22 protein-coding genes are annotated in these 22,617 nt (G+C 59.9%); 5 read left to right on the top strand and 17 right to left on the bottom strand.

Annotated elements, in window-relative coordinates:
- The first annotated feature begins 511 nt into the window (after positions 1-511).
- Positions 512-1,690, top strand: coding sequence for a hypothetical protein (locus FJ404_09905; protein ID MBM3823182.1), 1,179 nt, complete (start codon positions 512-514; stop codon positions 1,688-1,690).
- Positions 1,687-3,195 (top strand): hypothetical protein, encoded by a 1,509-nt coding sequence (locus FJ404_09900; protein ID MBM3823181.1) that lies wholly within the window; start codon positions 1,687-1,689, stop codon positions 3,193-3,195. The genes FJ404_09905 and FJ404_09900 overlap by 4 nt, the downstream gene beginning before the upstream one ends.
- A 21-nt stretch (positions 3,196-3,216) precedes the next feature.
- Here FJ404_09900 and trpC read toward each other — a convergent pair whose 3' ends face one another.
- Entirely contained in the window at positions 3,217-4,014 is a 798-nt protein-coding gene (trpC, locus tag FJ404_09895; GenBank protein ID MBM3823180.1) for an indole-3-glycerol phosphate synthase TrpC, read from the bottom strand.
- Between the two features lie 29 nt (positions 4,015-4,043).
- A complete protein-coding gene (locus FJ404_09890; protein ID MBM3823179.1) occupies positions 4,044-5,141 on the bottom strand; it encodes a peptide chain release factor 2 in 1,098 nt (365 codons plus the stop codon).
- Between the two features lie 178 nt (positions 5,142-5,319).
- On the opposite strand from FJ404_09890, the gene FJ404_09885 reads away from it, so the two are divergent.
- A complete protein-coding gene (locus FJ404_09885) occupies positions 5,320-5,706 on the top strand; it encodes a response regulator (protein MBM3823178.1) in 387 nt (128 codons plus the stop codon).
- Between the two features lie 5 nt (positions 5,707-5,711).
- On the opposite strand, the gene FJ404_09880 is transcribed toward FJ404_09885, so the two are convergent.
- From FJ404_09880 to FJ404_09870, 3 genes are all read right to left on the bottom strand, one after another.
- Positions 5,712-6,836, bottom strand: coding sequence for a hypothetical protein (locus FJ404_09880; GenBank protein ID MBM3823177.1), 1,125 nt, complete (start codon positions 6,834-6,836; stop codon positions 5,712-5,714).
- Between the two features lie 13 nt (positions 6,837-6,849).
- Positions 6,850-7,590, bottom strand: coding sequence for a TerC family protein (locus FJ404_09875; protein MBM3823176.1), 741 nt, complete (start codon positions 7,588-7,590; stop codon positions 6,850-6,852).
- A gap of 103 nt (positions 7,591-7,693) precedes the next feature.
- Entirely contained in the window at positions 7,694-9,106 is a 1,413-nt protein-coding gene (locus FJ404_09870) for a ferritin-like domain-containing protein (GenBank protein MBM3823175.1), read from the bottom strand.
- A gap of 192 nt (positions 9,107-9,298) precedes the next feature.
- On the opposite strand from FJ404_09870, the gene FJ404_09865 reads away from it, so the two are divergent.
- Positions 9,299-10,237 carry a type II secretion system protein gene (locus FJ404_09865; protein ID MBM3823174.1) on the top strand — a complete coding sequence of 313 codons (939 nt, stop codon included), beginning with the start codon at positions 9,299-9,301 and terminating at the stop codon, positions 10,235-10,237.
- A 374-nt stretch (positions 10,238-10,611) separates the two neighbouring features.
- Here the strand turns inward: FJ404_09865 and FJ404_09860 are convergent, their stop codons facing one another.
- From FJ404_09860 to atpB, 8 genes are all read right to left on the bottom strand, one after another.
- Positions 10,612-11,019, bottom strand: a complete 408-nt coding sequence (locus tag FJ404_09860) for a F0F1 ATP synthase subunit epsilon (GenBank protein MBM3823173.1) — start codon at positions 11,017-11,019, stop codon at positions 10,612-10,614.
- A 50-nt stretch (positions 11,020-11,069) separates the two neighbouring features.
- Positions 11,070-12,524 carry a F0F1 ATP synthase subunit beta gene (gene atpD / locus FJ404_09855; protein ID MBM3823172.1) on the bottom strand — a complete coding sequence of 485 codons (1,455 nt, stop codon included), beginning with the start codon at positions 12,522-12,524 and terminating at the stop codon, positions 11,070-11,072.
- 18 nt (positions 12,525-12,542) lie between these two features.
- A complete protein-coding gene (gene atpG, locus FJ404_09850; protein ID MBM3823171.1) occupies positions 12,543-13,421 on the bottom strand; it encodes an ATP synthase F1 subunit gamma in 879 nt (292 codons plus the stop codon).
- 39 nt (positions 13,422-13,460) lie between these two features.
- Entirely contained in the window at positions 13,461-14,993 is a 1,533-nt protein-coding gene (locus tag FJ404_09845) for a F0F1 ATP synthase subunit alpha (protein ID MBM3823170.1), read from the bottom strand.
- A gap of 27 nt (positions 14,994-15,020) precedes the next feature.
- Positions 15,021-15,413, bottom strand: coding sequence for a F0F1 ATP synthase subunit delta (locus tag FJ404_09840; GenBank protein ID MBM3823169.1), 393 nt, complete (start codon positions 15,411-15,413; stop codon positions 15,021-15,023).
- A 28-nt stretch (positions 15,414-15,441) separates the two neighbouring features.
- A complete protein-coding gene (gene atpF, locus FJ404_09835; protein MBM3823168.1) occupies positions 15,442-15,990 on the bottom strand; it encodes a F0F1 ATP synthase subunit B in 549 nt (182 codons plus the stop codon).
- Positions 15,991-16,050: 60 nt separating this feature from the next.
- Positions 16,051-16,260 carry an ATP synthase F0 subunit C gene (locus FJ404_09830; GenBank protein MBM3823167.1) on the bottom strand — a complete coding sequence of 70 codons (210 nt, stop codon included), beginning with the start codon at positions 16,258-16,260 and terminating at the stop codon, positions 16,051-16,053.
- 78 nt (positions 16,261-16,338) lie between these two features.
- Complete coding sequence (gene atpB / locus FJ404_09825) at positions 16,339-17,304, bottom strand: F0F1 ATP synthase subunit A (protein ID MBM3823166.1); 966 nt, start codon at positions 17,302-17,304, stop codon at positions 16,339-16,341.
- A 160-nt stretch (positions 17,305-17,464) separates the two neighbouring features.
- On the opposite strand from atpB, the gene FJ404_09820 reads away from it, so the two are divergent.
- Positions 17,465-17,845, top strand: coding sequence for a metallopeptidase family protein (locus FJ404_09820; protein MBM3823165.1), 381 nt, complete (start codon positions 17,465-17,467; stop codon positions 17,843-17,845).
- A gap of 91 nt (positions 17,846-17,936) precedes the next feature.
- On the opposite strand, the gene FJ404_09815 is transcribed toward FJ404_09820, so the two are convergent.
- The 4 genes from FJ404_09815 to FJ404_09800 form a co-directional block, all read right to left on the bottom strand.
- Positions 17,937-18,704 carry a class I SAM-dependent methyltransferase gene (locus FJ404_09815; protein ID MBM3823164.1) on the bottom strand — a complete coding sequence of 256 codons (768 nt, stop codon included), beginning with the start codon at positions 18,702-18,704 and terminating at the stop codon, positions 17,937-17,939.
- 19 nt (positions 18,705-18,723) lie between these two features.
- The gene (locus FJ404_09810; GenBank protein MBM3823163.1) at positions 18,724-21,396 is read right to left on the bottom strand and encodes a YfhO family protein; all 2,673 of its coding nucleotides are present in this window, start codon (positions 21,394-21,396) and stop codon (positions 18,724-18,726) included.
- Entirely contained in the window at positions 21,393-22,064 is a 672-nt protein-coding gene (locus FJ404_09805; protein ID MBM3823162.1) for a cephalosporin hydroxylase, read from the bottom strand. The genes FJ404_09810 and FJ404_09805 overlap by 4 nt, the downstream gene beginning before the upstream one ends.
- 122 nt (positions 22,065-22,186) lie before the next feature.
- Complete coding sequence (locus tag FJ404_09800; GenBank protein ID MBM3823161.1) at positions 22,187-22,453, bottom strand: hypothetical protein; 267 nt, start codon at positions 22,451-22,453, stop codon at positions 22,187-22,189.
- Positions 22,454-22,617: the final 164 nt, after the last annotated feature.

Raw genomic sequence — 22,617 nt, 5'->3', positions numbered from 1 at the left:
TGTCCCAGCCCGCCGCCCACGGGATGCAAAACATCATGCTCCGGCGGCGCGCCGGGACGGACGCGCCCTACCTGCATCACCGGCAACATCGGGATGCACCGGTTTCGCACTCCACAGCGAAAGCCTTCCATCGCATCATCACGACGCGATAGATTCGGGCGGACCCGCTCCGCGAGCATCGACCAGATCCGTCAACCTGGAATCCTCCATTCTGCAGCGTCGAGATGCGCAAAAACTTGAGCGTCAAAGGCCTGCCGAAAGGAGAGGGGTTCTTCGGTGTTTTCGGTGGAATCAAGGGAGCGCGGATGTGTCGGAGACCAGCCGCAGCGTGCGGACAGGTCGGAAGACTCCAGATTTTCAACGTGCGGCGACGGGATGTCATCACGGTCGCGGTTCGAGTGTTCGAGCCGGAGCCAGAGACTCCGCACCTTTCGCAAGCTGGACAACGACCCACCCCGCACACCAGGATCCCTCCATGGCTCGGCAAGATGGAATGAGCGCTGAGGTCCTCATGCCTCCTCTCGAAACCGCCGGGTCCCGAATCCGGGACACCGCACCAACGGCCATCCCGTGGTTCATTTACCTCGCCGCCATCGGAGTCACCGGCATACCCGTGGGAGTGCTGTGGGACATTTCGTGGCATTCCACCATCGGACGAGACACGTTCTGGACGCCAGCCCATCTCTGCATTCACGCGGGTGGACTGATTCCCGGCCTCACCTGCATCGCACTCATCCTGCGGCTGACTTTTTGGGGCACGGACCGTGAAAAGGCGGGAGCCGTTCGGATCTGGGGTTTCCACGGTCCCTTGGGAGCTTGGGTGGTAGTCTGGGGAAACCTCGCCATGCTCACTTCCGCGCCTTTCGACGACTGGTGGCACGACGCCTATGGCCTGGACGTGGAAATCATCAGTCCACCGCATTCCGTTCTCGCTTTGGGCATGTTTGGAGTCGCGCTCGGAGTTCTGCTCCTGGTTCTCGCCTGCCAAAACAACATCGAGGAGTCCAAGCAAGCACGGGCCAGTCTCCTTTTCAATGATGTCGCCGGGGTCCTCATCACCATGCTCGCCATCATGATGACCGAGGAGACTTTTCCCAATCAGCAGCATAGCGGACTCTTCTACGGGATCATCGCCAGCACCTTTCCGGTTTATCTGGCTCTCATCTCCCGCGCTTCCAAGGGGAATTGGGGTGCCACTCGCTCCGCCGCCATTTACATGGGCATCATGGCCGGCGCCCTCTGGATCCTCCCCCTCTTCCGCGGACAGCCCATGCTCGCGCCCATCTACTCGCCGGTCACTCACATGGTGCCGCCCGCGTTTCCGCTCTTGCTCATCTTGCCGGCTGCGCTGTTCGACCTCCTCATTCAACGCTTTGGTAAAGGGAGAATTCCCTGGTGGCGAGTCCTCCTGCTCGCCATTCCGCTCGGAGCACTTTTCGTGGGCACGATGCTCCCGGCCCAATGGCATTTCTCGAAATTCTTGATCTCCGATTCGGCGCAAAATCGGTTCTTTGCCGGCCGCGCGTTCTATCCCTACTTCTCCAGACCTGGTCCCTATCAGAAAGAATTCTGGTTGCGCAACCGCTCCGCTGCCCAGCCCAAAGACATCGCCCTCGCGGCAGGCCTCGGCATAGCCGCCTCCGCCGTGGGGCTCGGAATCGGAGGCTGGATGACTCGCGTCCGGCGATGAATAAAGTGCGAGACAGAGTGGCGTTGTGGTCCACCATCCTTCTCCTCGGCCTGGCTTGGCCCGCGCTCGCCCATGTCGGCAGCCCCAATGTTTTTTTTGAAGGAGAAGCCGGACCCCACCCCATCCGCGTCGTCATCCGCCCGCCCCCCGTCGTCCCCGGTTTGGCCCAGATTTCGGTCCGGGTTAAGAACACGGGACCCCATCAGGTCCAAGTCCTCCCTGTGAAGTGGGATGCCGGACGCAAGGGGGCGCCTCCTCCCGACTCAGCCACGCTCGTCCGAGGCGAAACCAACCTCTACAGCGCCGAACTCTGGTTCATGACCACCGGCGCGTACGGCGTACTCGTCCGCGTCGAATCCTCGGCTGGAAAAGGCGAAGCCATCGTGCCCATCACGGCACTGGCCACCCGGAGGCTGGTCATGACTCCTCTCATGACTGGAGTATTGTCCGGGCTCGGCCTCCTCCTCGTCGCGCTCCTGGCCTCCATTGCACGCGCGGCCTTGAGTGAAAGTCTGCTCGAACCTGGAAGCCTTCCCACCCGCCGCCGCCTCCGGGGCGGACGCCTCGCGGCCCTCGCGGCTATGATCTTCATCACGGGCGCACTCTATGGAGGCTACCGTTGGTGGGGTGCGGTGGATCGCCATTTCGTATCCAACCGGCTCTACCGGTCGCCCCAAACCACTCTCACCTTGAGCGAACGCGACGGCCACCGCGCTCTTCGCCTTGCCATCGATGATCCCCGGTGGGAAAGGCACCAGCGCTCGCCGTTGATTCCGGACCACGGCAAGCTCATGCACCTTTTCCTCGTCCGGCAACCTGGCCTCGACGTCTTCGCCCACCTGCATCCCTCCGGAAGAGATGACCGGCTCTTTGATACCGCGTTGCCGCCTCTGCCGGAGGGTGAATACCTCACTTTCGCCGACATCACCCACGAAACCGGAGCGTCCCAAACCCTCACCGGTCGAGTCCGAATCGGTCCCGGCGCCTCCCCAGCCTCGTGGCATCACAGCGAAATAAGTCCGGATCCGACTGATGCCTGGCACGCCTCTCATCCCGTTGGAACCGGCGCGGCTCCTTCCCCTTCAGTGCCCTCCCAACCCTATCAGGTGCGATGGGAGGCATTGTCTTCGGTCGTGGCGGGAGTTGATCTTAGCTTGAGCTTCCAAGTCGTCGATGCGAACGGCCAGCCCGCCCCACTGGAACTGTACATGGGCATGCCGGGACATGCCGTGATTCTGCACGAGGACAGCTCGGTGTTCACTCACTTGCACCCTCAAGGCACGGCTTCCATGGCCTCACTTATGACCTTTGCCAAACGCGAACTCGACATCAACGCCGTCCGGCGCCTCGACGATCTCATCTGCGGTGTGGACACCCAAGAATCACGGGTCCATTTCCCCTACGCGTTTCCCAAGCCGGGCCGGTATCGCGTCTGGTTCCAAGCCAAAGCCAGAGGCCAGATCGTCACGGGCGCTTTCGAAGTGACGGTCGCCGCGCCTTCTTGAAGCGGAAGGCTCCGATTTGACTCAACCTGCCAGAAGCTCCCGCGCTTTCGCCTCCATGTCGGGACTCTTGACCAAGGATTCCCCGACCAAGATCGCTCCCACTCCGGCGGCTTCCAATCGCGCCACGTCAGCCCGCGAATGGACGCCGCTTTCTCCCACCAAGAAGGTTTGCCGCATGCGACCGGACTGGACCAGGCGCGCGGACAGTCGCTCCGTCGTCGCCAGATCCACCTTGAAGGTCTTCAAGTCGCGATTGTTCACGCCGATCAACGTCGCGCCAATTCCGAGCGCGCGCTGCAGTTCCGCCTCGTCATGCACTTCCACGAGAGCGGCCAACCCCGCGCCCGTCGCCAAGCGGTGAAGTTCCCGCAAACACGCGTCATCCAGAATCGCCACAATCAACAGGATCGCGTCAGCCCCGGCCCGAATGGCTTCCGCGACTTGCCGCGGGTCGATCAGGAAATCCTTGCGCAACAACGGCAGACTCACCGCGCTCCGAATGGCTCTCAAATACTCCAGCGATCCCTGAAAAAACTGTTCATCGGTGAGAACCGAAAGACACGACGCCCCCGCCGCCTCGTAGCGCCTCGCAATGCGCACCGGATCGAAATCCGGACAAATCACCCCAGCCGATGGCGAGGCCTTCTTCACCTCCGCGATGAGGGAAACCCGGCCCATCAGTGGACGCCGCAACGCTCCCTCGAAATCACGGATCCCGCCTCGCGAATCCGCCAGTTCTTTCAAGAAAGGAACGGAGATCTTCTCCTCCGGAAGCCTCGCGATCTCCACCCTTTTCCGCTCCACGATCTGGTCGAGAATCGTGGCCGTTCCGCCAGTGCCTGAACCGCTCACTCGCCCTCCTCGTCGTCCCGGACTCCAGCCATCCGCTTGGCCGGGCCACCCGCGCGCAGCCAGGCATTCACAAAACCGTCCAAGTCACCATCCATCACGGCCTGCACGTTGCTGGATTCGTAGCCCGTGCGCAAATCCTTCACCATGCGATAAGGCTGGAACACATAGCTCCGGATCTGATTGCCCCAGGAAACACTGCCTTTTTCCCCGTAAAACCGCTCCATCTCCGCCTTTTGCGCGTCCACGCGCTGCGCGTACAATTTCGACAGCAGCATCTTCATGGCCGTGGCGCGGTTCTGATGCTGCGAGCGCTGAGTCTGGGAAGCCGCCACAATGCCGGTCGGAAGATGCGTAATCCGCACCGCCGTCTCGACCTTGTTGACGTTTTGCCCCCCCTTGCCGCCGGAACGGAAAGTGTCCACCTGAATCTCGCTCGGCGGCACCACGATGTCGCCGCCTTCCTCGATTTCCGCAATCACATCGACACTCGCGAAACTGGTGTGCCGGCGCTTGTTCGAGTCGAAGGGCGAGATGCGCACCAAACGATGCACCCCGCGCTCGGCCTTGCAAAAGCCATAGGCATTCTCCCCGCTCACCAACAACGTGGCGCTCTTGATTCCGGCCACGTCACCCGCCAGCGCGTCGGTCACTTCGACCTCCCAGCCGCGCGATTCGCTCCATCGTTGGTACATGCGCAAAAGCATGTTCGCCCAGTCGCAGGACTCCGTGCCGCCCGCGCCCGCATTGATGCTCAAGATGCAGTTGCGTTTATCGTGCGGCCCCGTCAGCAAGACCCTCAACTCCAGAACTTCGAGGCCCGCCTGAAACCGCGCGGCCTCCGCCTCGACTTCCGGCAACTGCCGGGCCTGCTCCTCCAATGATTCCGCCTGGCAGAGTTCCACCAGCACTTTCAAATCTTCAAACTGCTTCTCGATTTGAGCCAGCGGCTCGATCTTCTTCCGCAGCCCGTTCGCCTCTTCGATCAGTTTCTGAGCCTGTTCCCGATGGTTCCAAAACTGGTCGCCCCCCATGACGGTTTCCAACTCGCCCAACCGCTGTTGCAATCCGGGCACGTCAAAGAAACCTCCGCAAATGCCTCAGTTTGTCGCCGGCCGCATTCAGGGTCTCCAGGGTCGCTTCGAACATGGACCCAGCGTAGAAACTTCCCCGCCCGGTTGCACAGGAAAAAGACACACCCGTTCCACGGCATGACGATCCCGCCCCGCCGGATTCTAAGCTGGCTCAAGATCTGATTCCTCCTAATCTCTCTCCATGAAACAACACCTTCTGGTGGTCGATGATGAGGAATCCATCCGGGAACTCCTCTCCTCCTACTTCAAGAAGCACGGATACAACGTCACCACCGCCGCCACTCCGGCCGAAGCCATCGAGATCGCCAACCAACGCCAAATCCATCTCATTGTGCTCGACCTCGCGCTCGCCGACGCGGACGGACTTGAACTGCTGGAGTTACTCAAGAAGAACCATCCGAACCTGCCCATCGTCATCCTGACCGGCATGGGCTTCGATGAGGAATTGTTTCAAGAGGCCCGCGAAAAAGGGGCCAGCGCTTACATCAGCAAGAATCTTCCCATCGACCAACTGCTGATGGAAGTGGTCCGGAATCTCAAATACCAGGGCAAACAACCCCAGTCTTGACCAAGCTACCGACGTCCGCCCGCCGCGCCACGGCGGCGTAACAGCCGCACGCGGTGGTTTTCGCTGTCCCCAATCACCACTCTTCCCTCGATTTCCGCAAACACGCCGTGGGGCCGATCCAAACGGCACGCCAGCGGTTCCCCGTCCACCCCAGCCCCGCGCTGACCATCACCCACCACACATTCGATCCGCCCGGATTCCCGGCGGATGACCCGGATGGTGTGGCTTTCCGTGTCAGCCAAAAAGACATCCCCGGCGGGACTCACGCTGAGGCCCTTGGGTCCGGAGAGCTCGGCCAGGCGGGCTTCTCCTCCGTTCCCCCAAAATCCCTTCTTCCCCGTTCCGGCCGCGTGTTTCCAGGTCCAGAAGGGCGCCGAACCTTCGGCCCGATAAACCGCATTACCTTCCCGCAAGGCCAGCCACAAATTTCCGCGCCGGTCGAAATCCACCGCCCGCGGACCATGCAGCGGAGAGGCCGCCAGGGGGGTGCCCTCCAAAGTCGGCCCGCGAGTTCCGTCTCCCGAAACCGTGGTTATCACCCCATCCAACCCCACGCGCCGGAGACGGTGATTGCCGATGTCGCAGATAAACAACTGCCCTGCCGGATCGAACTGAATGCTGTGCGGCTGTCGTAGTTCGGCCCTGGTCGCCGGACCTCCGTCCCCGCCAAATCCTTCACGCCCCGTCCCTGCCACCAAGGAGATCATTCCAGTCTCGCGATCCACTCGTCGGACCACCGCACCCCGCATTTCGACGAACACCAAGTTGCCGGAACGGTCGAACCGCACCTCGTAGGGTTCGTTGAGGTCCGCCTGCACAGCCGGCCCGCCCAACCCGGAAAAACCACGCCGACCCGTTCCCGCCACGGTCGTAATCATCCCGCGCCGGTCCACTCTGCGAATCACGTGATTGTCCATGTCACAGAAGTAAAGGTCGCCGTCCGCGTTCTCCAACACTCCATAGGGATTGTTGATGCGAGCCTTGGTCGCCGGACCACCATCCCCCGAATATCCCTTCTCCCCCGTGCCCGCCACCGTCACCACTTCCCAAACACCCTCCGCCCTCGCGCTCAAAACCAATGCGATGGCCGCCACCCATCCCCAAACGATGAACCACCGTTTCAAGCGCATGACTCGCAGGCTCTCACCGGTAAGGTTGGTGCAACTCCACCGGCTTGGCCTTCTTGCTCCTCAACTTCAAATTCAACACTTCGACCCCCAGAGAGAAGGCCATGGCAAAATAAATGTAACCTTTCGGGATCTGCTTGTGGAAGCCCTCGGCCACCAATGCGCATCCGATCAAGAGCAGAAAACTCAAGGCCAGCACTTTGACCGTCGGATGCTTGTCGATGAAACGGCTGATGTGCCCGGCAAACACGAGCATGAAAATCATCGCCAGAATCACCGCTGCAATCATGACCCCGATCTGATTCGCCATCCCCACCGCCGTGATCACCGAATCCAGCGAGAACACCACGTCCAACATCAGGATCTGCGCAATGATCCCCGCGAAACTCACCTGCATCTTATTCGTCACCGAGCCGTCCTCGCCCTCGAGTTTGTCATGGATTTCATGGGTCGCTTTCGCAAGCAAGAACAACCCGCCACAAATCAAAATCAGGTCCCGGCCCGACACCCCATGCCCTCCCCAGAGCGTAAACAGCGGACTCGTCAACTTGACCAGCCAAGCCAGCGCGCACAGGAGGATCACCCGCGTGATCAAGGCCAGGCTCAATCCAATCTGGCGGGCCTTGGCCTGTTGCTCCTGAGGCAGCTTGGCCGCCAGAATGGAAATAAAAACGATGTTGTCCACTCCCAGGACAATCTCGAGCAAGGTCAGCGTCGCCAAACTAATCCACGTGTCGGGTTGTGTCAGCCATTCCATGTCGCCGCGATCCTGCGCGAGCATGGCGCTGATGTCCAGACGCCCCAGCGATCAGACCGTCCGATCACCCCGGTTTCTCGCGCCTTTTCAACTCCCTCCCCCCTCATTCGCCCACGAGACGTTCGATGTCTTCCCGGGACACCGTGAACACATCCATGTCCTTCTTCACCGCGCCCAAGCTCACCAGGCATTCGGTAAATAATTCCCGGGTCCGCAATTCCAGCTCCTTGGATCCCAGGTCCGTCATGACCCGGAGAACTCCCTGCCCTTTGCGCACATGGGTCCGCTCATCCGATCGAATAAAGTCGGCGACATGCCGGAGCAACTCGTCATTCCGCTCTGCGGCTTTGTCGATCAATTGGTTGATGGTCTTCAAAACCCCGACCTCGCCGAAGAGATTGATTTCCGCCATGGCAAACGCCGGCTCCATCGGACCACGGCACGTGGAACCCGTCAGCCGGTTTCTCAATTCGAAGGGATCGTAACCGCAGATCTGCAGGGCCCGATGCCCGATCTCGGTATGCCGGGCCTCATCCCAGGTGATCCGCGCCAAATCATACTCCGCCTGAAAATCCTTGAACCGGATGTCCCAAATGAAAGTTCCAAAAGCTTCAATCGCATCCACCTCATCCCGTTGAGTTCGGATAAACCTCAATCGCAAGGACTCATACGAATCCGCCGGAAACCGCACCTGGCCATCCGCCACGTCGTAGTCCCCCGTGTTCTTGAATGAATCAAAACGCGCGTCTCGCAAAGGAACGGTTCCCCGCTCAAAGGGCTTCGCGTCCAGCCGGAGCGACCCTGGAGGCTCTCCCCTCGCTTCCGCTCCCGTAACCCCTCCGATGGAAGCGAGCAAGCGATCCAGGTGCCATCGCCATCCCGCCAGCGAGGCTTCTTCAACCCCGCCATCCACGAAAACACACACGGCGTCCTCCGCCCAACCCAGCATGCCTTCGTAATCCACCAGGATGCGGCGCAAACACCGGATCGTGGGCGCGTCGGCGATGGGGTCGGTCAAGTCGATGTGATGACGATAAGCGGTCTCCAACGCTCGTCCCGCCACCTGATGCATGCCCACGATCAACTCGGCGCTCGATCGCGCGCTCAACAACTCCTCGATAAACCGGTCAATCTCCGCGTCGCGAAAGTCGTCCACCGCTTTTGGCTTCATCTCTTGTTCCGTCAACCGCTCCCGCAGCAAGCGCGCCGCGTCCGCGTGGTAAAAGAGATGCCGGCCGGTCTCGAGTTTCACCTCGAATTCAGGAATGGACAGCGTCCATGCCCCCAGCGCCTGCATCAATCGACGCTCGAAATAAAAGAACCGCAGCAGTCGCCGGGAGTTCTCCGCCACCGAATACCGCCCGCCCAGCCGCCTTCGATCCCTGGGAAAACGATAGGGGAACGTCTTGGCTCGATCCTGCGCTGCTTGGCGCTGATCACTCCAGGAACGGGGACTCAGTTCGTTGGGTCGTTGCAGGCCGTTCGGGTCGGCTCCAGAGAAAGGAACGGTGCTCATAGGGAATATCCGTGAGGAGAAATCGATTCCATCGTCCATACCCAACTGAATTCACACGCCGCCGTCAAGGGGCAGTCTCGGATGGACCACCGATCTGAATCGTTACGCTGCCGGCAAGTCGTGCAAATCCGTGCCCCATCCCATTCCATGAATAAACCTTGATCCTCGCGCATCCTCCAGCCACAAATCCGCATGCCACCGACGGATCGATCCCCTTCCAAATCGACTTCGCCGGCCCTGCCGCAAGGACGGCTCGATCCTGATCATCAAAGCGCAACGCACTTGCACTCGAACCGTCCATGGGCTGGACCAAGGTGCCTGACGCCCCGCGACAACGGGTTCACCTTAATCGAGCTTCTGATCGTCATCGCTATCGTCGCCATCTTGGCCGGGATGCTCCTGCCCGCACTGAGCAAAGCCAAAGACAAAGCGCGCGCCACGGCCTGCCTCAACAATTCTCGGCAAATCGGCCTCGCGATGCTCATGTATGCGGACGATTTCAACGATTCCATTGTCCCGCTGGAGATGCTCGGGACGCCCCCCTCCGATGCCTATGTCCCGCGTGGCGGCACCATTTGGTGGCCGGATTTGCTCCGCCAACACTTGCCCAACAAGAATGCCTCCGACTGTCCCAGCGTTGTCGGCACCAATCAGACCGGAGTGCCGACGGGTCCGCCGTCGACCCGGGGCAGAGGCCGATTTGGCATCGGAATGAACCATATCGAATTTAGCTATTCTCCTTGGGCGGCTGACCGCATTGCCTCGATCAAATTGGCCAGCGTGAAAAACCCTTCGCAGTCCGTGGTCTTCGGCGACGCCAACAAGGTGCGGAATCCGAGCCAGAAAGATCCGGACCTATGGCAGGAGATCAGGGGCGCGCAGTTGCTTTATTTCCTCACGCCGAGCCATCCGGACTACGCGATCAACAACCCCCATCGCCTCGTCAATCGTCACGGGGGGAGAGCCATGAGCACGTGGGCGGACGGTCACGGCGAAGGGATCCGCGTCAGCCGCATCGGCTTCCAGTTCTATCCGGGCCTCACTGCCGAAGGTGCGTCAGCCAAAGGCGATTCCATCATTGGCGTGGGCAACGGCAAGTACGATCCCCGCTGGCTGTGGGACCGCGAATAAATTCCCCTGTAGGGTGTAGAAATTCATCCGCCGATTTCAACCCTATTGGAGCTGATTCAATGGCAAGCGGTTTCGCTTGCTGCCATCTGATTTCCACGCAGTCGGTCAGTTTCGCCGATGCGCAGAGGTCTGTCTCGATCGAAACCCGGAGAGGAGTCTGGCCTCGCGTCCCACCGGACGCAGCGCATTGAAGCTCGCGCATTGGCGATGCACTTCTCAGTCAACCCAATCGCGACCTCCAAATGATCGCATTCGCCCACTTCGGCAACCCGCCATCATCAGCAGCAGGACCGGAGCCGCAATCCACGACGGCGTCCGCCACCAGCCTGGGCCATCCTCAAACCGCCGTTCGAAGGCGAACCCTTCAGCCGTCGCTACTTTTTCTGCCGTCGCTTGACGTGCAACTGCGCCAGCGAATGCGCCAAGGCGGCGGTCACCGCCGCTGATTCTTCATCGGACAATTTCTCTTGCAACCGGGCTTCGGCGCGCTTGCGCGCTTCCTCGGCCTTGGTTTCGTCAATGTCGTCCGCCTTCACCGCCATGTCCGTCAAAATCGCCACGCGCTCCCCGGTGACCTCGACGAAGCCTTCTCCCACCGCCAGCAAACTTTCCTGCCCGTTCTTTCGCACCGCGACTTCTCCCGCGATAACCTGCGTCATCAACGGAACGTGCATCGGGTAAATGCCCATCTCCCCCTCGACTCCCGGGAGCGTCACCATCTCGACGTCCTCAGAATAAATCTTCGCCTCGGGGGTGACGATTTCGAGCCTTAATGTGCTCATACGGAATGCACGCTGGAATGAAGAGCGATGAGGATGGCGTCCATCACGATTTAGCCTTCCTTGATCTCCTCAATCGAGCCCTTCATGTAGAAGTCGTTCTCGCCCACGTCGTCGTGCTTGCCATCCAGAATCTCCTTAAATCCCCGCACGGTGTCCGCAACCGGCACCTGTTTGCCGGGGCGTCCCGTGAACACTTCGGCGACGGAGAATGGCTGGCTCAGGAATTTCTGAATCTTGCGCGCCCGGAACACCGTCAGCTTGTCGTCCGGCGAAAGCTCGTCCATGCCCAGAATGGCGATGATGTCCTGCAAGTCCTTGTAACGCTGCAACACCTTCTGCACACCGCGAGCCACCGCGTAATGCTCCTCCCCGACGATATCCGGCGACAAAGCCCGGCTGGTCGAAGACAACGGATCGACCGCGGGATAAATCCCCAACTCGGCGATGGAACGCTCCAAAACGATGGTCGCATCCAGATGCGCGAACGTCGTCGCCGGCGCGGGATCGGTCAAGTCGTCAGCCGGCACGTACACCGCCTGAAACGACGTGATGGAACCCTTCTTGGTGGAGGTAATGCGTTCCTGGAGATTGCCCATCTCCGCCGCCAGCGTGGGCTGGTAGCCGACGGCGCTCGGAGTGCGGCCCAGCAGCGCGGACACCTCGGAACCCGCCTGGGAGAACCGAAAGATGTTGTCCACGAAGAGCAGCACATCCTGGTTGTGTTCATCGCGGAAATACTCGGTCACCGCCAAAGCGGACAACGCCACGCGCAAACGCGCTCCAGGCGGCTCGTTCATCTGGCCGTAAACCAAGCCGATCTTCGAGCCTTCCTTGATGATGGGAAGGCCGTTGGAACCCTTCTTCGGATGCCCCTTCTCGTCCTTCTCCACCTTGATCACGCCGGCCTCGATCATTTCATTGTAAAGATCGTTCCCTTCGCGCGTTCGCTCGCCGACGCCGGCGAACATCGAAATACCCCCGTGCAGCTTCGCGATGTTGTTGATCAATTCCATGATCACCACCGTCTTGCCGACACCGGCGCCTCCGAAAGCGCCGACCTTGCCGCCCTTCAAGAAAGGGCAGATCAGATCGATCACCTTGATCCCCGTGGTCAATATCTGCGGGCTGGTCGATTGATCGACCAGCGGAGGGGCCTGGCGGTGAATCGGATTGTATGCGTCCGCCTTCACCGGACCCTGTTCGTCCACCGCGTCACCCGTCACATTGAACACGCGGCCCATGACGCCGTTGCCGACTGGCATGGAAATCGGCTTGCCCGTGTCGATCAAGTCCATGCCGCGCTTCAGGCCTTCCGTGGTGCTCATGGCCACCGCGCGAATCCAGTGGTCACCCAGATGCTGCTGCACCTCGAGCGTCAGCTTGTTCCTGCCAGATCCGGGAACGTCGAATTCCACGGTCAAAGCGTTGTAAATGGCCGGCAGCTTGTCGGTGAACTCCGCGTCCACGACGGGGCCGATGATCTGAACGATTTTGCCTTTGTTCATGCGTGCAATTGAAAAAGTTTAGCCCATCGCCATCTGGGCCGTCGTGATCTCGAGCAATTCCTTCGTAATGCTCGCCTGGCGCAGCTTGTTGTACTCCAAGGTCAAATCCTTGATCATCTGCTTCGCATTGTCGGTGGCGTTCTTCATGGCCACCATCCGCGAGCTATGCTCGGAAGCCTTGGCTTCCAGCAGGTATTGATAAACCTGAAAATTGAGATAATGCGGCAGCAGATTGCCCAGCACCGTGCCGGCGCCGGGCTCGAACAAATACTCGCGCTCGTTGCGCGAAAGGCTCGTCCCGAGGTTCTCTCCGCCCAGGCCCGCCTCCACCGCCGTGATCTCCCCGATCGGAAGCAGGGTCCGTAGATCCGGCTTCTGGGTCAGCGTGGAAATGAAATTGGTGTAAAGCACATCGACCCGGTCCACTTCTCCCTTCAAAAACAAATCCTGGGCGAACTTGGAAATCGCGCGGGCTTCCGCAAATTGCGGGGAATCCTTGTAGGTAAACTCCGCCGCCAGCGCGCGCTTCGTGCGCGCCACGAACTGCGACGCCTTCCTGCCCGCGGCAATATAAACAGTCGTGTCCTTGTCAAACCGGGCAGCCTCCCGCAGCAGGTTGGAATTCAAAGCGCCGCACAACCCCTTGTCGGTGCTGACGATCACCACCGCCCGCTTCCGCACCGTCCGGTTCTCCATCAAGGGATGACTGAATTCACCCGCGCCCTCCGAAACCGCCGCCAGCACGTCATTCATCAACGCCGCATAAGGGCGGCCCGCGACGGCCGCCAACTGGGCTTTCCTCATCTTCGAGGAAGCCACCATCTGCATCGCCTTCGTGATCTGCGACGTGTTCTTGATCGACTTGATGCGTCGGCGAATGTCACGCGTGCTCGGCATGGTCGTGCGTTGGAGCCTGGGTTGATGGAAGCGTCCCGCCTACCGGTAGGTCTGCTTGAACTCGGCGTAAGCCGACTTCAATTCCGCCGCGAGCGCGTCGTTGATGGCCGCCTCCTTGCGCACTCGATCGAGCAGAGCGCTCTTCCGAGTCGTCAGGAAGTCGGTCAGTTTGGCTTGAAAATCCTTCACCTTATCCACCGCCACATCGTCGAAAAGGTTGTTCTGCATGCCCCACAAAATCGTCGCCTGCACTTCCACGGCAATGGGGTTGTATTGAATCTGCTTGAACAACTCGACGATGCGCTTGCCGCGCTCCAGGGTCGCCTGGGTCTTCGCGTCCAAATCGGAACCGAACTGGGCAAACGCCGCCAACTCGCGAAACTGAGCCAGGTCCAGCTTGATGCGCCCGGCGACCTGCTTCATCGCCTTGATCTGCGCCGCCGAACCGACACGGCTCACCGACAAACCCACGGAAATCGCCGGACGAATGCCCTGATAGAACAGGTCCGTTTCCAGATAGATCTGACCATCCGTAATCGAAATCACGTTGGTTGGAATGTAAGCCGAAACGTCGCCGGCCTGCGTCTCAATGATCGGCAGCGCCGTCAAAGAGCCGTTGCCGCTGTTCTCATTGACGCGGGCGCTTCGCTCCAACAACCGGCTGTGCAAATAAAAGACGTCGCCCGGATACGCCTCGCGCCCCGACGGACGCTTCAACACCAGCGACACCTGGCGGTAAGCCACCGCCTGCTTGGACAAATCATCATAAATGATCAGCGAATCCATGCCGTTGTCCATGAACCATTCGCCCATCGACGCGCCCGAAAACGGAGCCAGATACTGGTTGGCAGCGGAATCCGAGGCCGCGGCCACCACGATGATCGTGTCTTCCAAGGCCCCGGCTTTTTCCAATTCCGCGATCACTCGCGCGATGTTCGACTGCTTCTGTCCAACCGCCACATAAATGTTGTAGACCGGCCGAAACGTCGCCTCGCCCGAAGCACGGCCCACCTTGTTGATCCGGGCCTGGTTGATCATGGTGTCCACCCCAATCGTCGTCTTCCCCGTGGAACGGTCGCCAATGATCAACTCGCGCTGGCCGCGTCCGATCGGAATCATCGCGTCCACCGCCATGATGCCCGTCTGCAACGGCTGGCTGACCGACTTCCGCTTGATGATGCCCGGCGCAATCTTCTCGACCGGATAAAACGCGGTCTCCTTGATCGGACCCTTGCCGTCAAGCGGGCGGCCCAGCACATCCACCACGCGTCCCAAGAGGCCCTTGCCCACCGGCACCGAGAGCAGCTTGCCTGTCGTCCGCACCGCGTTGCCCTCCTGGACCCCGAGATAATCACCGAGAATGATCGCGCCGACCTCGGTCTCCTCCAGGTTCAACGCCAGGCCGATCACGCCGTTGCCAAAGTCCAGCATTTCGTTGGCCATGCAATCGGTGAGGCCTTCGATCTTGGCCACACCGTCCGAGATTTCGCGGACGACGCCGACATTCTGTTTGGCCACCGCCGACTTCACGCCGGCGATTTGAGCTTCGATGTCCTGGAGAAGAGAACTCATAGCAAATTCTGGGTCTGAAAAAAGCGGTTAAAAACTTTCGGAAAGGGCCGTTAATCGAGCCGCCACGGAGCCGTCATACACATCGCTCCCAACCTGCACCCTCAACCCACCCACCAGGGAGGCATTGACGCTGAACTGCAGGTTGAGCCCGGGACCATACCTGCGGGTCAGGTTGCCGCGCACAGACTGCTGCAACTCGGGCGAGAGCGGCGTCGCGCTTTCCACCCGGGCGGTCCGTCGCTCTATTTCTAATCGAACAAGCCGTTGAAAATGATGCAAGACCGACACATAACCGCGCGGCTTCCTCGTCACCACTTCCCGGACCGCCGCCGAAACGCGCCCCTCGTCCAGCAGTCCGTTGGCACGGCAGGCCACGAACAGGGACTTGGCGTCCCGCCGGGCTTGTTTCGAAATCTTCATGAAGCTGGGGATCGAGGCTTCGGTCCGATCAGGCGGCGAGCTCGCGGTTGGTCTGTTCCACCAGCCGCTGCTGATCTTCGGCCGTCAAAATCTTGCCGGTGACTTGCATGGCGGCTTGGACCGCCAGCCGCCCGATTTCCCGGCGCAGTTCGGCTTTCATCCGCGTCAACTCGGCGTCATTGGATTGCCGGGCCTTGTTGATGATGTCCTGGGCGGCCGCCACGGCCTTCTGAGTCTCCTGTTCGGTCACCTTGGCGGCGGCGGAACGCGCCTCCTCGATGATTTTGTTGGCCTGGATCCCGGCACCGTTCAACAACTCCTGCGCCTTGGCTTGCGCCTGAGCCAGTTCGGTCTTGATCCGGTCGGCGTTGGCCAGACTGTCGGCGATTTTTTGGCGGCGCTCCTCCAGCAAGCCCAGAATCGGCTTGTAGGCAAATTTATGGAGCAGAAAAGCCACCACGCAAAAGCTGATCACCTGGGAGATGAACAACTCGGCGTTCCAGCCAAACGTTTCGGCGATCTGGGCGGGGATGCTCTTGTCGCCCGCAGCGGCGGCCAGCAAGGGGAAGGTGCTCATGGGCAATTGAAAAAAGGGGCTTCCAGCCCGTCCAACGGCCTGGAAGCGTTGCGGAGGTCTTTACTTCACAAGGAAGATGGCGAAAAAGATAATGCCTTCCGCCAGGGCCGAGCTGATGATGGCCTGGGTCAGGATCTTTCCGGAAGCGCCGGGATTGCGTCCCACGGCTTCCGACGCCTTCATGCCAATGAGTCCCACGCCGATGGCCGATCCAACCGCGGCCAATCCGACGTGCAAGCTTCCGCTGAGTTCTGCAAGCAATGGCATCATGTCTAACTTTACCTTTCTTTGTTTTCTCGTCCGCCCCGGCTGTCTCGCACCGTCTGACGCACGAAATTCGAAATCATCCTAGTGACCGTGGGACTTGTGCTCATGCCCCTCATGACTGTCGCCATGCGAGCAAATCAAACTGGTGAAAATCGCCGTCAACAGCATGAACACCAGCGCCTGCACCAAGCCCACAATCAATTCCAGAAAATAAAACGGGATCGGCACCAGCCAGCCGAAATACTTGCCCCCCATGTGCGCCATGGATTCGAGCAGGTTTTCCCCAGCAAAAATATTGCCGTAGAGACGAAAACTGAGCGAAACCGGCCGAAACGCAATGGAAATGACCTCCAAAACCCCAACCGCCAAAAAAACCAAAACCAGAAACGCCTTCAACCCTCCCGTCGCATCCCCCGAGTAACCGAAAATGTGCTTGAGGAATCCACCCGGCCCGTTGGCCTGCAAAGCCCACACCAGCCACAACACGCAGAAGGTCACCGCCATGGCCGAGGTCATGTTGAGATCCGCGTTCGCACCCCGAAGCAACGGCCGATCCAAATGGTGCAGGTGGCCGCTCGCGTCCGGCACCCCCCAACCCACCGTGCCCACCCCCGGAATCAACCCAAACCAGTTCGTAAACAGAATGAAAATGAAAAGGGTGGCGAAAAACCAAAAACCCTTCTTCACCAAATCATGCCCGATAATCCCCTCCAGAAAATCATGCAACGACTCCACCATCCATTCCCAAAAATTCTGCGCCCCCGCCGGAACAGCCTGAATATTTCGCGTGGCCATCTGCGCAAAAACGATCAGAAACACCGCCACAACCCACGTCAGGATCATGGAATTGGTCACCGTGAACGGACCAAGCTTGATTCGAGGCGCATCAGGCGGCAAACCCTTCGCCGGCTCATGGGACCCCTCACCCGCGGCCGCGGCGGCCGCTGCCTCCAAGCCGGGCGCCGAGGCCGCCAGCGCTGCGGACCGCTCCGCGCCCCAGCCAGCCACCGGCAAGAATGCCAGCAAGAATAAACAGAACCATTTCATGCAATTCAGATCGCTCAACCAGAAGACCCGGCCCGGTAGAACATCGGCCGGAACGAACAAGCGAGCGGGAAAACTGCCTGGATGTGAAAAATTTCACAAGGGTTTTTTGGGAATCCTCCGGTTGTTCAATAGCTCACCATCTTGGTCATGAGCGACGCTTATGCACTGGCCCGAATATCAGGAACTTATCCAACTCGCCCGGCAGGAAGTGGACCACATCCTGGCCCGTTTGCCCGCCCCTCTCAGCACGCCCGCACGCCAACTCCCGCTGGTCTTCGAACCCGAACCAGGCGCCGACTTGGTCGCCGACGGCATCGACCCCGATACGCTCGGCTTGTTTGTGGGCGTGCCCCACAATGAAGGCCCCAGCAACGATACCGGACTCCCTCCTCAAATCATTCTCTACCTGGATAACCTCTGGGCGGAAAGCGAGGGAAATGCATCCCGATTCCAGGAAGAGGTGCGCACCACCTTTCTCCACGAGCTGGGACATTACCTCGGTCTCGATGAATCCGACCTCGACGAGCGCGGCTTGGGATAACCCTCCCGCGATCCCACGCCCCTGTTACGGCATGGCTCAAAGCCAGTCGTTTTCTTGAATCCCCCGGTCCAAGTCCCGGCGCGAATTCGGATCAGGATCCCCGCTTTCTCGCCACCAAAAAGGCGTTGAACATCAAGTAACGCCAAGGACCCCAATTCAAAACCCACTCCACAAGCCTCGGCACGGGGCGATCAGTGCAGGCAACCGAAACGGACTCGCACCCCGAACGTTCGAGGAAGAATCGCATCTCGAACGGATTCGTGGCAATTATGGCATCGTCGTCAGGTTGAAAGGACGCGCGAACGATCGGCACCATCCGATCGAATCGCACCCGGTCTGGTGCGCATCGAATCTGCCGTTGCTTGTCCAGAATCCGCCTCCAATTCTCCCACTTTTTCCCGACCCCTCTCATCCGGGGATGATAATCCCGGAATCCGAGCACTCTGAAAAAATTCGGGCTCGAGAGCACCACGCACCCGCCCGGCTTCACCACGCGTACCAATTCGGGAATGAACAATTCAGGTTCATCAACGTGCTCCAAAACATTCAACGCACCCACCGCGTCGAAATACCCAGGCTCGAAGGGAAGTGACTTGCCATCGTAAAGCCGGGCGCGATCAGTGATCTGCCGGGCGCGATCAATGTTCGGCTCCGAAACATCCACCCCGTGAGCCTCGCAACCTCCCGCTTGCAGCCTTCCAAGGACCTGTCCTACCCCGCAACCCACATCCAAAACCCGCCCTCCGGGGCCAGCCCCTTCCGCCAATGCCTCGGCGTATTTGCCGTAGAAGGCCGGATCCCAGCCCGCCAGGAAACGGGCGTAATCCTCGTTTTGCCGGTACGATTCCTGATGCCCCATCGCGAGAGACGCCTTGTCTCTAGGAACGTTCGTTCTCCCTCAGGGGTGCCGTGAAGTTTCTGCCTTCCCCGCCCAAAGCCAAAAATCCGCAGAGCACCACCCCCAAAACAATCGCGCCCAGGCTGACGTAGAGGGCGGTATGGCCCGGCTCGAACCGGAACTCGACTTCATGCTCCCCGGGCGGCAGATGCACGCCGCGCATGATGTAATTGCATCGCAAAAGCTTTTCCGGCTTGCCGTTCACCCAGACTTTCCATTCCGGCGCGTAGCGGTCATTCAGGAGAAAAACAGACGGAGCCTCGGCCTTAGCCTGATAGACAAGCCTCTTCGGAGCATGGACCTTCAACGACACCTTCCCCGCGGCTGCAGCCTGGTCCAACGCCCTCGACGCCGGCACTTCGGGGTCGCTCACCAAGACAGAAGCCGCAGGATCAAAAGCAGGATCCATCAGGCGCCGCAGAACCTCCGCTTCGTTCGTCACCGTGTCCCACTGGGTGTAAAGAGCCGCCCGGGGCAACGCGCCCGTGAACTCGATCAAGCCCAGCGCCCCGTTCGTCGCCGCCACCGCCTGCACCAACCCGCCAGGACGATCCTGCGCCAAGTCAAACGAGGTGTGCAGCCGGAATCGTTTCTTCTCCGGATCAAGCTGCTGATTGATCTGCTCCGCAAAATCCCCGCCCAGGCCAAAATGATAACGCGTGTTCGTCAACTGCCAGTATCGAACCATGGATTGCAGAGGGGTTCCCGTAAACGCCGCCCGGTAGGCCACCTTGTCCTCGCTGACGCGAGGTTCCTGGATCACATCCAGGGAACGAATGTTGAAATACTGAAACAAATTCTGCAGCCACGTCACATAGTAATACTGCTGCTGGAAAAACTGGAACTGCGGTTGGGGGAGCTGGAAAGGCAAGACCTGCACCCGATGCTCGGGAGATTCCTTGCTCAGAAATTCCAGCACCGGGCTGGCTACGTATTTGGATTGGTAATCGTAATAAACCAGCCAGGGGGCGTTCGCATGCGCCAAATCGACGGCCACCACCCCCGCCAGCAACGGTGCCGCCCAACGTCGCCGAGGCCCCGAAAAATAACCGCTCAGGAGCCAAGCCACCGAGACGCCGCTCACGACGAGAAAGAGCACCGACCACCCCACGTTACCAATGCTGAATCGGGCCATCTGCTCCGCCTGGCCCTCGTAACTCAAAGGCATGATTTGATTGAAATGCTTCACGAGACGAGGCTTCGATTCCGCGTAAATCAGCCAACCCACGAAACCCGCCACCATCGCCGCCCCCGAACCGTAAACCCACTTGCGCTCGAAGGCTCCAGCCTTCCCCAACCAAGCCTTGAAGTGCGTCCAAGGCCCTGACGCACCACCCGCAGCGACCCCTTCCGTCACATAAGCCCTCCAGCATCCCTTCAATCCATGCGCGCAAAGAATCAGCAGCGAGATTTGAAAGGGATTCATGAACTTGATCGGATTCCGAATCGTCGAAAAGTAAGGCATCGCGTAGAGAATCTGATAAAACGGGGCGTGCCTCCCCCAGGCCAGAACCAGAGACACCCCCGCCGCCCCCATCCAAAACCATACCGACCGCCGCTCTTCCTCAGTCAACTTCGACTGGACCCCGCGGAACGATTGCAAGACCGCCCATAACGCCAGCAAAACCACCGCATAACCCGCGTAAATCCCCGCCCCTGATAACCGGCTCTTTTCATTGCCCGGTGCTTGACCTACCCCCCCCCAATAGTGTGCACCGCCGTAATCCTGCGGCCGAATCGAATACATTTCGGGCATCCCGTAACCGAAAACCCCCGGCAGCAACACGCGGATCGTCTCCACCTTGGGCAAACTCCACTGCGTCGCAAAATCCCACTTCATGCGCGCGGCTTGAGGATCCGCAGGTTCCGTGGCTCCCGCTCCCGCCACCCCCTTGACTTGTGTCGCAATCAAAGTCAGCACCGCCGCGGCGGACATCCAGGCCGCAAACGCCGCGACCAACACCACCCGCACCGCCCCCGTCGCCAGCCGCTTCCCAGCCGAACCCGGCTTGTGCCAAGCCATGAAAACCACCAGCGCCGCCACGTACAAACTGAAAATGGCCCCCACGTCGTAACCCTCCATCACCACCATCCCCACTGCCAATCCCGCCAGCGGAATCTTCGCCCAATGCGGTCGGCGCGCATGACTGTAAACCGCCGCCACCGCGAGAAACACAAACGCGGCGCTCAATCCACGCGACCCAAGGCCCCAGGCCACGTTCGAAAAGAACTCCATATTCAGCGCCGCTGCCAGAGCGCCCACCACCGCCGCGCCCGCAGTCAATCCCATCTCGCGAAACAACATCCAGGCGCCAAACCCCAGGATCAACAGTGCCGCCGGCGCCATGAATTTCGCGTACCAAACCGGGCCCAACAGCGTCAGCAGCGCGAAAGAAACGTTTGGCACCGCACTGGGCGCCTGCGACCCCAGCCAGTTCAAATCAACCCAAAAACCCTTGAACGGCGCCGGCATTTTGCACCACTCGGAACTGATCAATCCCAAGGGCGCATCGTTGGAAAATAATACAAACCGCGATGAAAAACTTTCGCGAAACACCACCGCCAGCACCCCGCCGACCACCAGCAGAAACAACAACAGATTCATCCACGGCTTTGCCCACAAACCCGTCTCGGAGCCGGAAGAACGCTTCATCGCTCGCCTCGTCCATTCGCCCCCGCCGACTTCCTGCGAAGGTATCCATTCGGATTGAACGTCACCATGAACTTCTCCCGCTCCAAATCGACCTCGAAGTCCCGTGTCTCCTTCAGGAACTCCGCCACCGCTTCATACGGACCAGGACCATGTTCCCTGAACACCGGATGCCCGTAAACATTCGAATCCTCCACGATCATGTAACTTCCCGGCGTCACGAACTTCTGGAAGATCCGCAATTCCTCCAACACATGCGCTCGGCTGTGATCCGAATCCAGGACCACCAACACCGTCTTCGCCTGCCGGGCCTCTGCCTCCACAATCGACACGAACTCGGAACCGATCGAGGAACCCGTCACGTAACGCACACGGGGATGCGCCAGACGCTCCTGCGCCGCAATGTCCACCGTCACAATCCGGCCCCGGCCCAGCAGGTCGCATAAGGCCGCCATGAACAGCGCGCTCCCCCCGGTGGCCGTTCCGGTTTCAATAATCAAGTCCGGCCGCAACTCATGCAAAATCTCCTGGTAAACCCATAGGTCAAACGGACATTTCGCCACCAGGGTTCCCATCCAGCGCGTGTTCGTCCAAGTCCGCCCGGCCGCTCCTAGATCGTAATACAATTGATGAAAATCATCGATGACTTGACGCCGCCTTTCCTCGGTCATGCTGCCCGAACGAAGCTTGGCCTTCGTCTGCCAAAAAAGACTTCCCAACAATTGCAATAATTTCATGTCGCGCGGTTCGCGGCACTGATTACAGAAAAGGCCGGTCACATGCGAGAGGAGAATCAACCAGGGGCCACCGGACCCCACCGCCGGGTCCGATGGGACCAGCCGCAGCCATGCCGCACGGAACCGTTCTTGGCGCTGTGATAGGTGTAGGTCGATGCGATGGCGGGCGAAGCGGTGGGCAAGGACTGGATACTGCTCAGCCGATTGAGCCCGTCGCGGGTCTTGGTCGTCGTCATCATTACCGTCCTGATTTTCTTGAACTCAATCGACTGAACCAAGCCCGAACCGGGAATCCAAAGCCCTCTCGGGATCGGACGTCGCACATCGATCTGACTTCGCCTCTGAATCGCAATTCGAAACTCGAAATTCCCAAATCTCCTGCCCCCTCACCCACCTTCATCCCGTTCCGGCACTCGCACCACCTTTAACCTCAAATCCCTCAGCGCAAACAACTCCTCTGCCACTCCCTTCATTCGCCTCGCTCCCG

This window comes from Verrucomicrobiota bacterium, assembly GCA_016871495.1.
GTDB lineage: Bacteria > Verrucomicrobiota > Verrucomicrobiia > Limisphaerales > VHDF01 > VHDF01.
The sequence above is the reverse complement of the archived record's forward strand: the minus strand, read 5'-3'. Positions and strand labels throughout refer to the sequence as shown.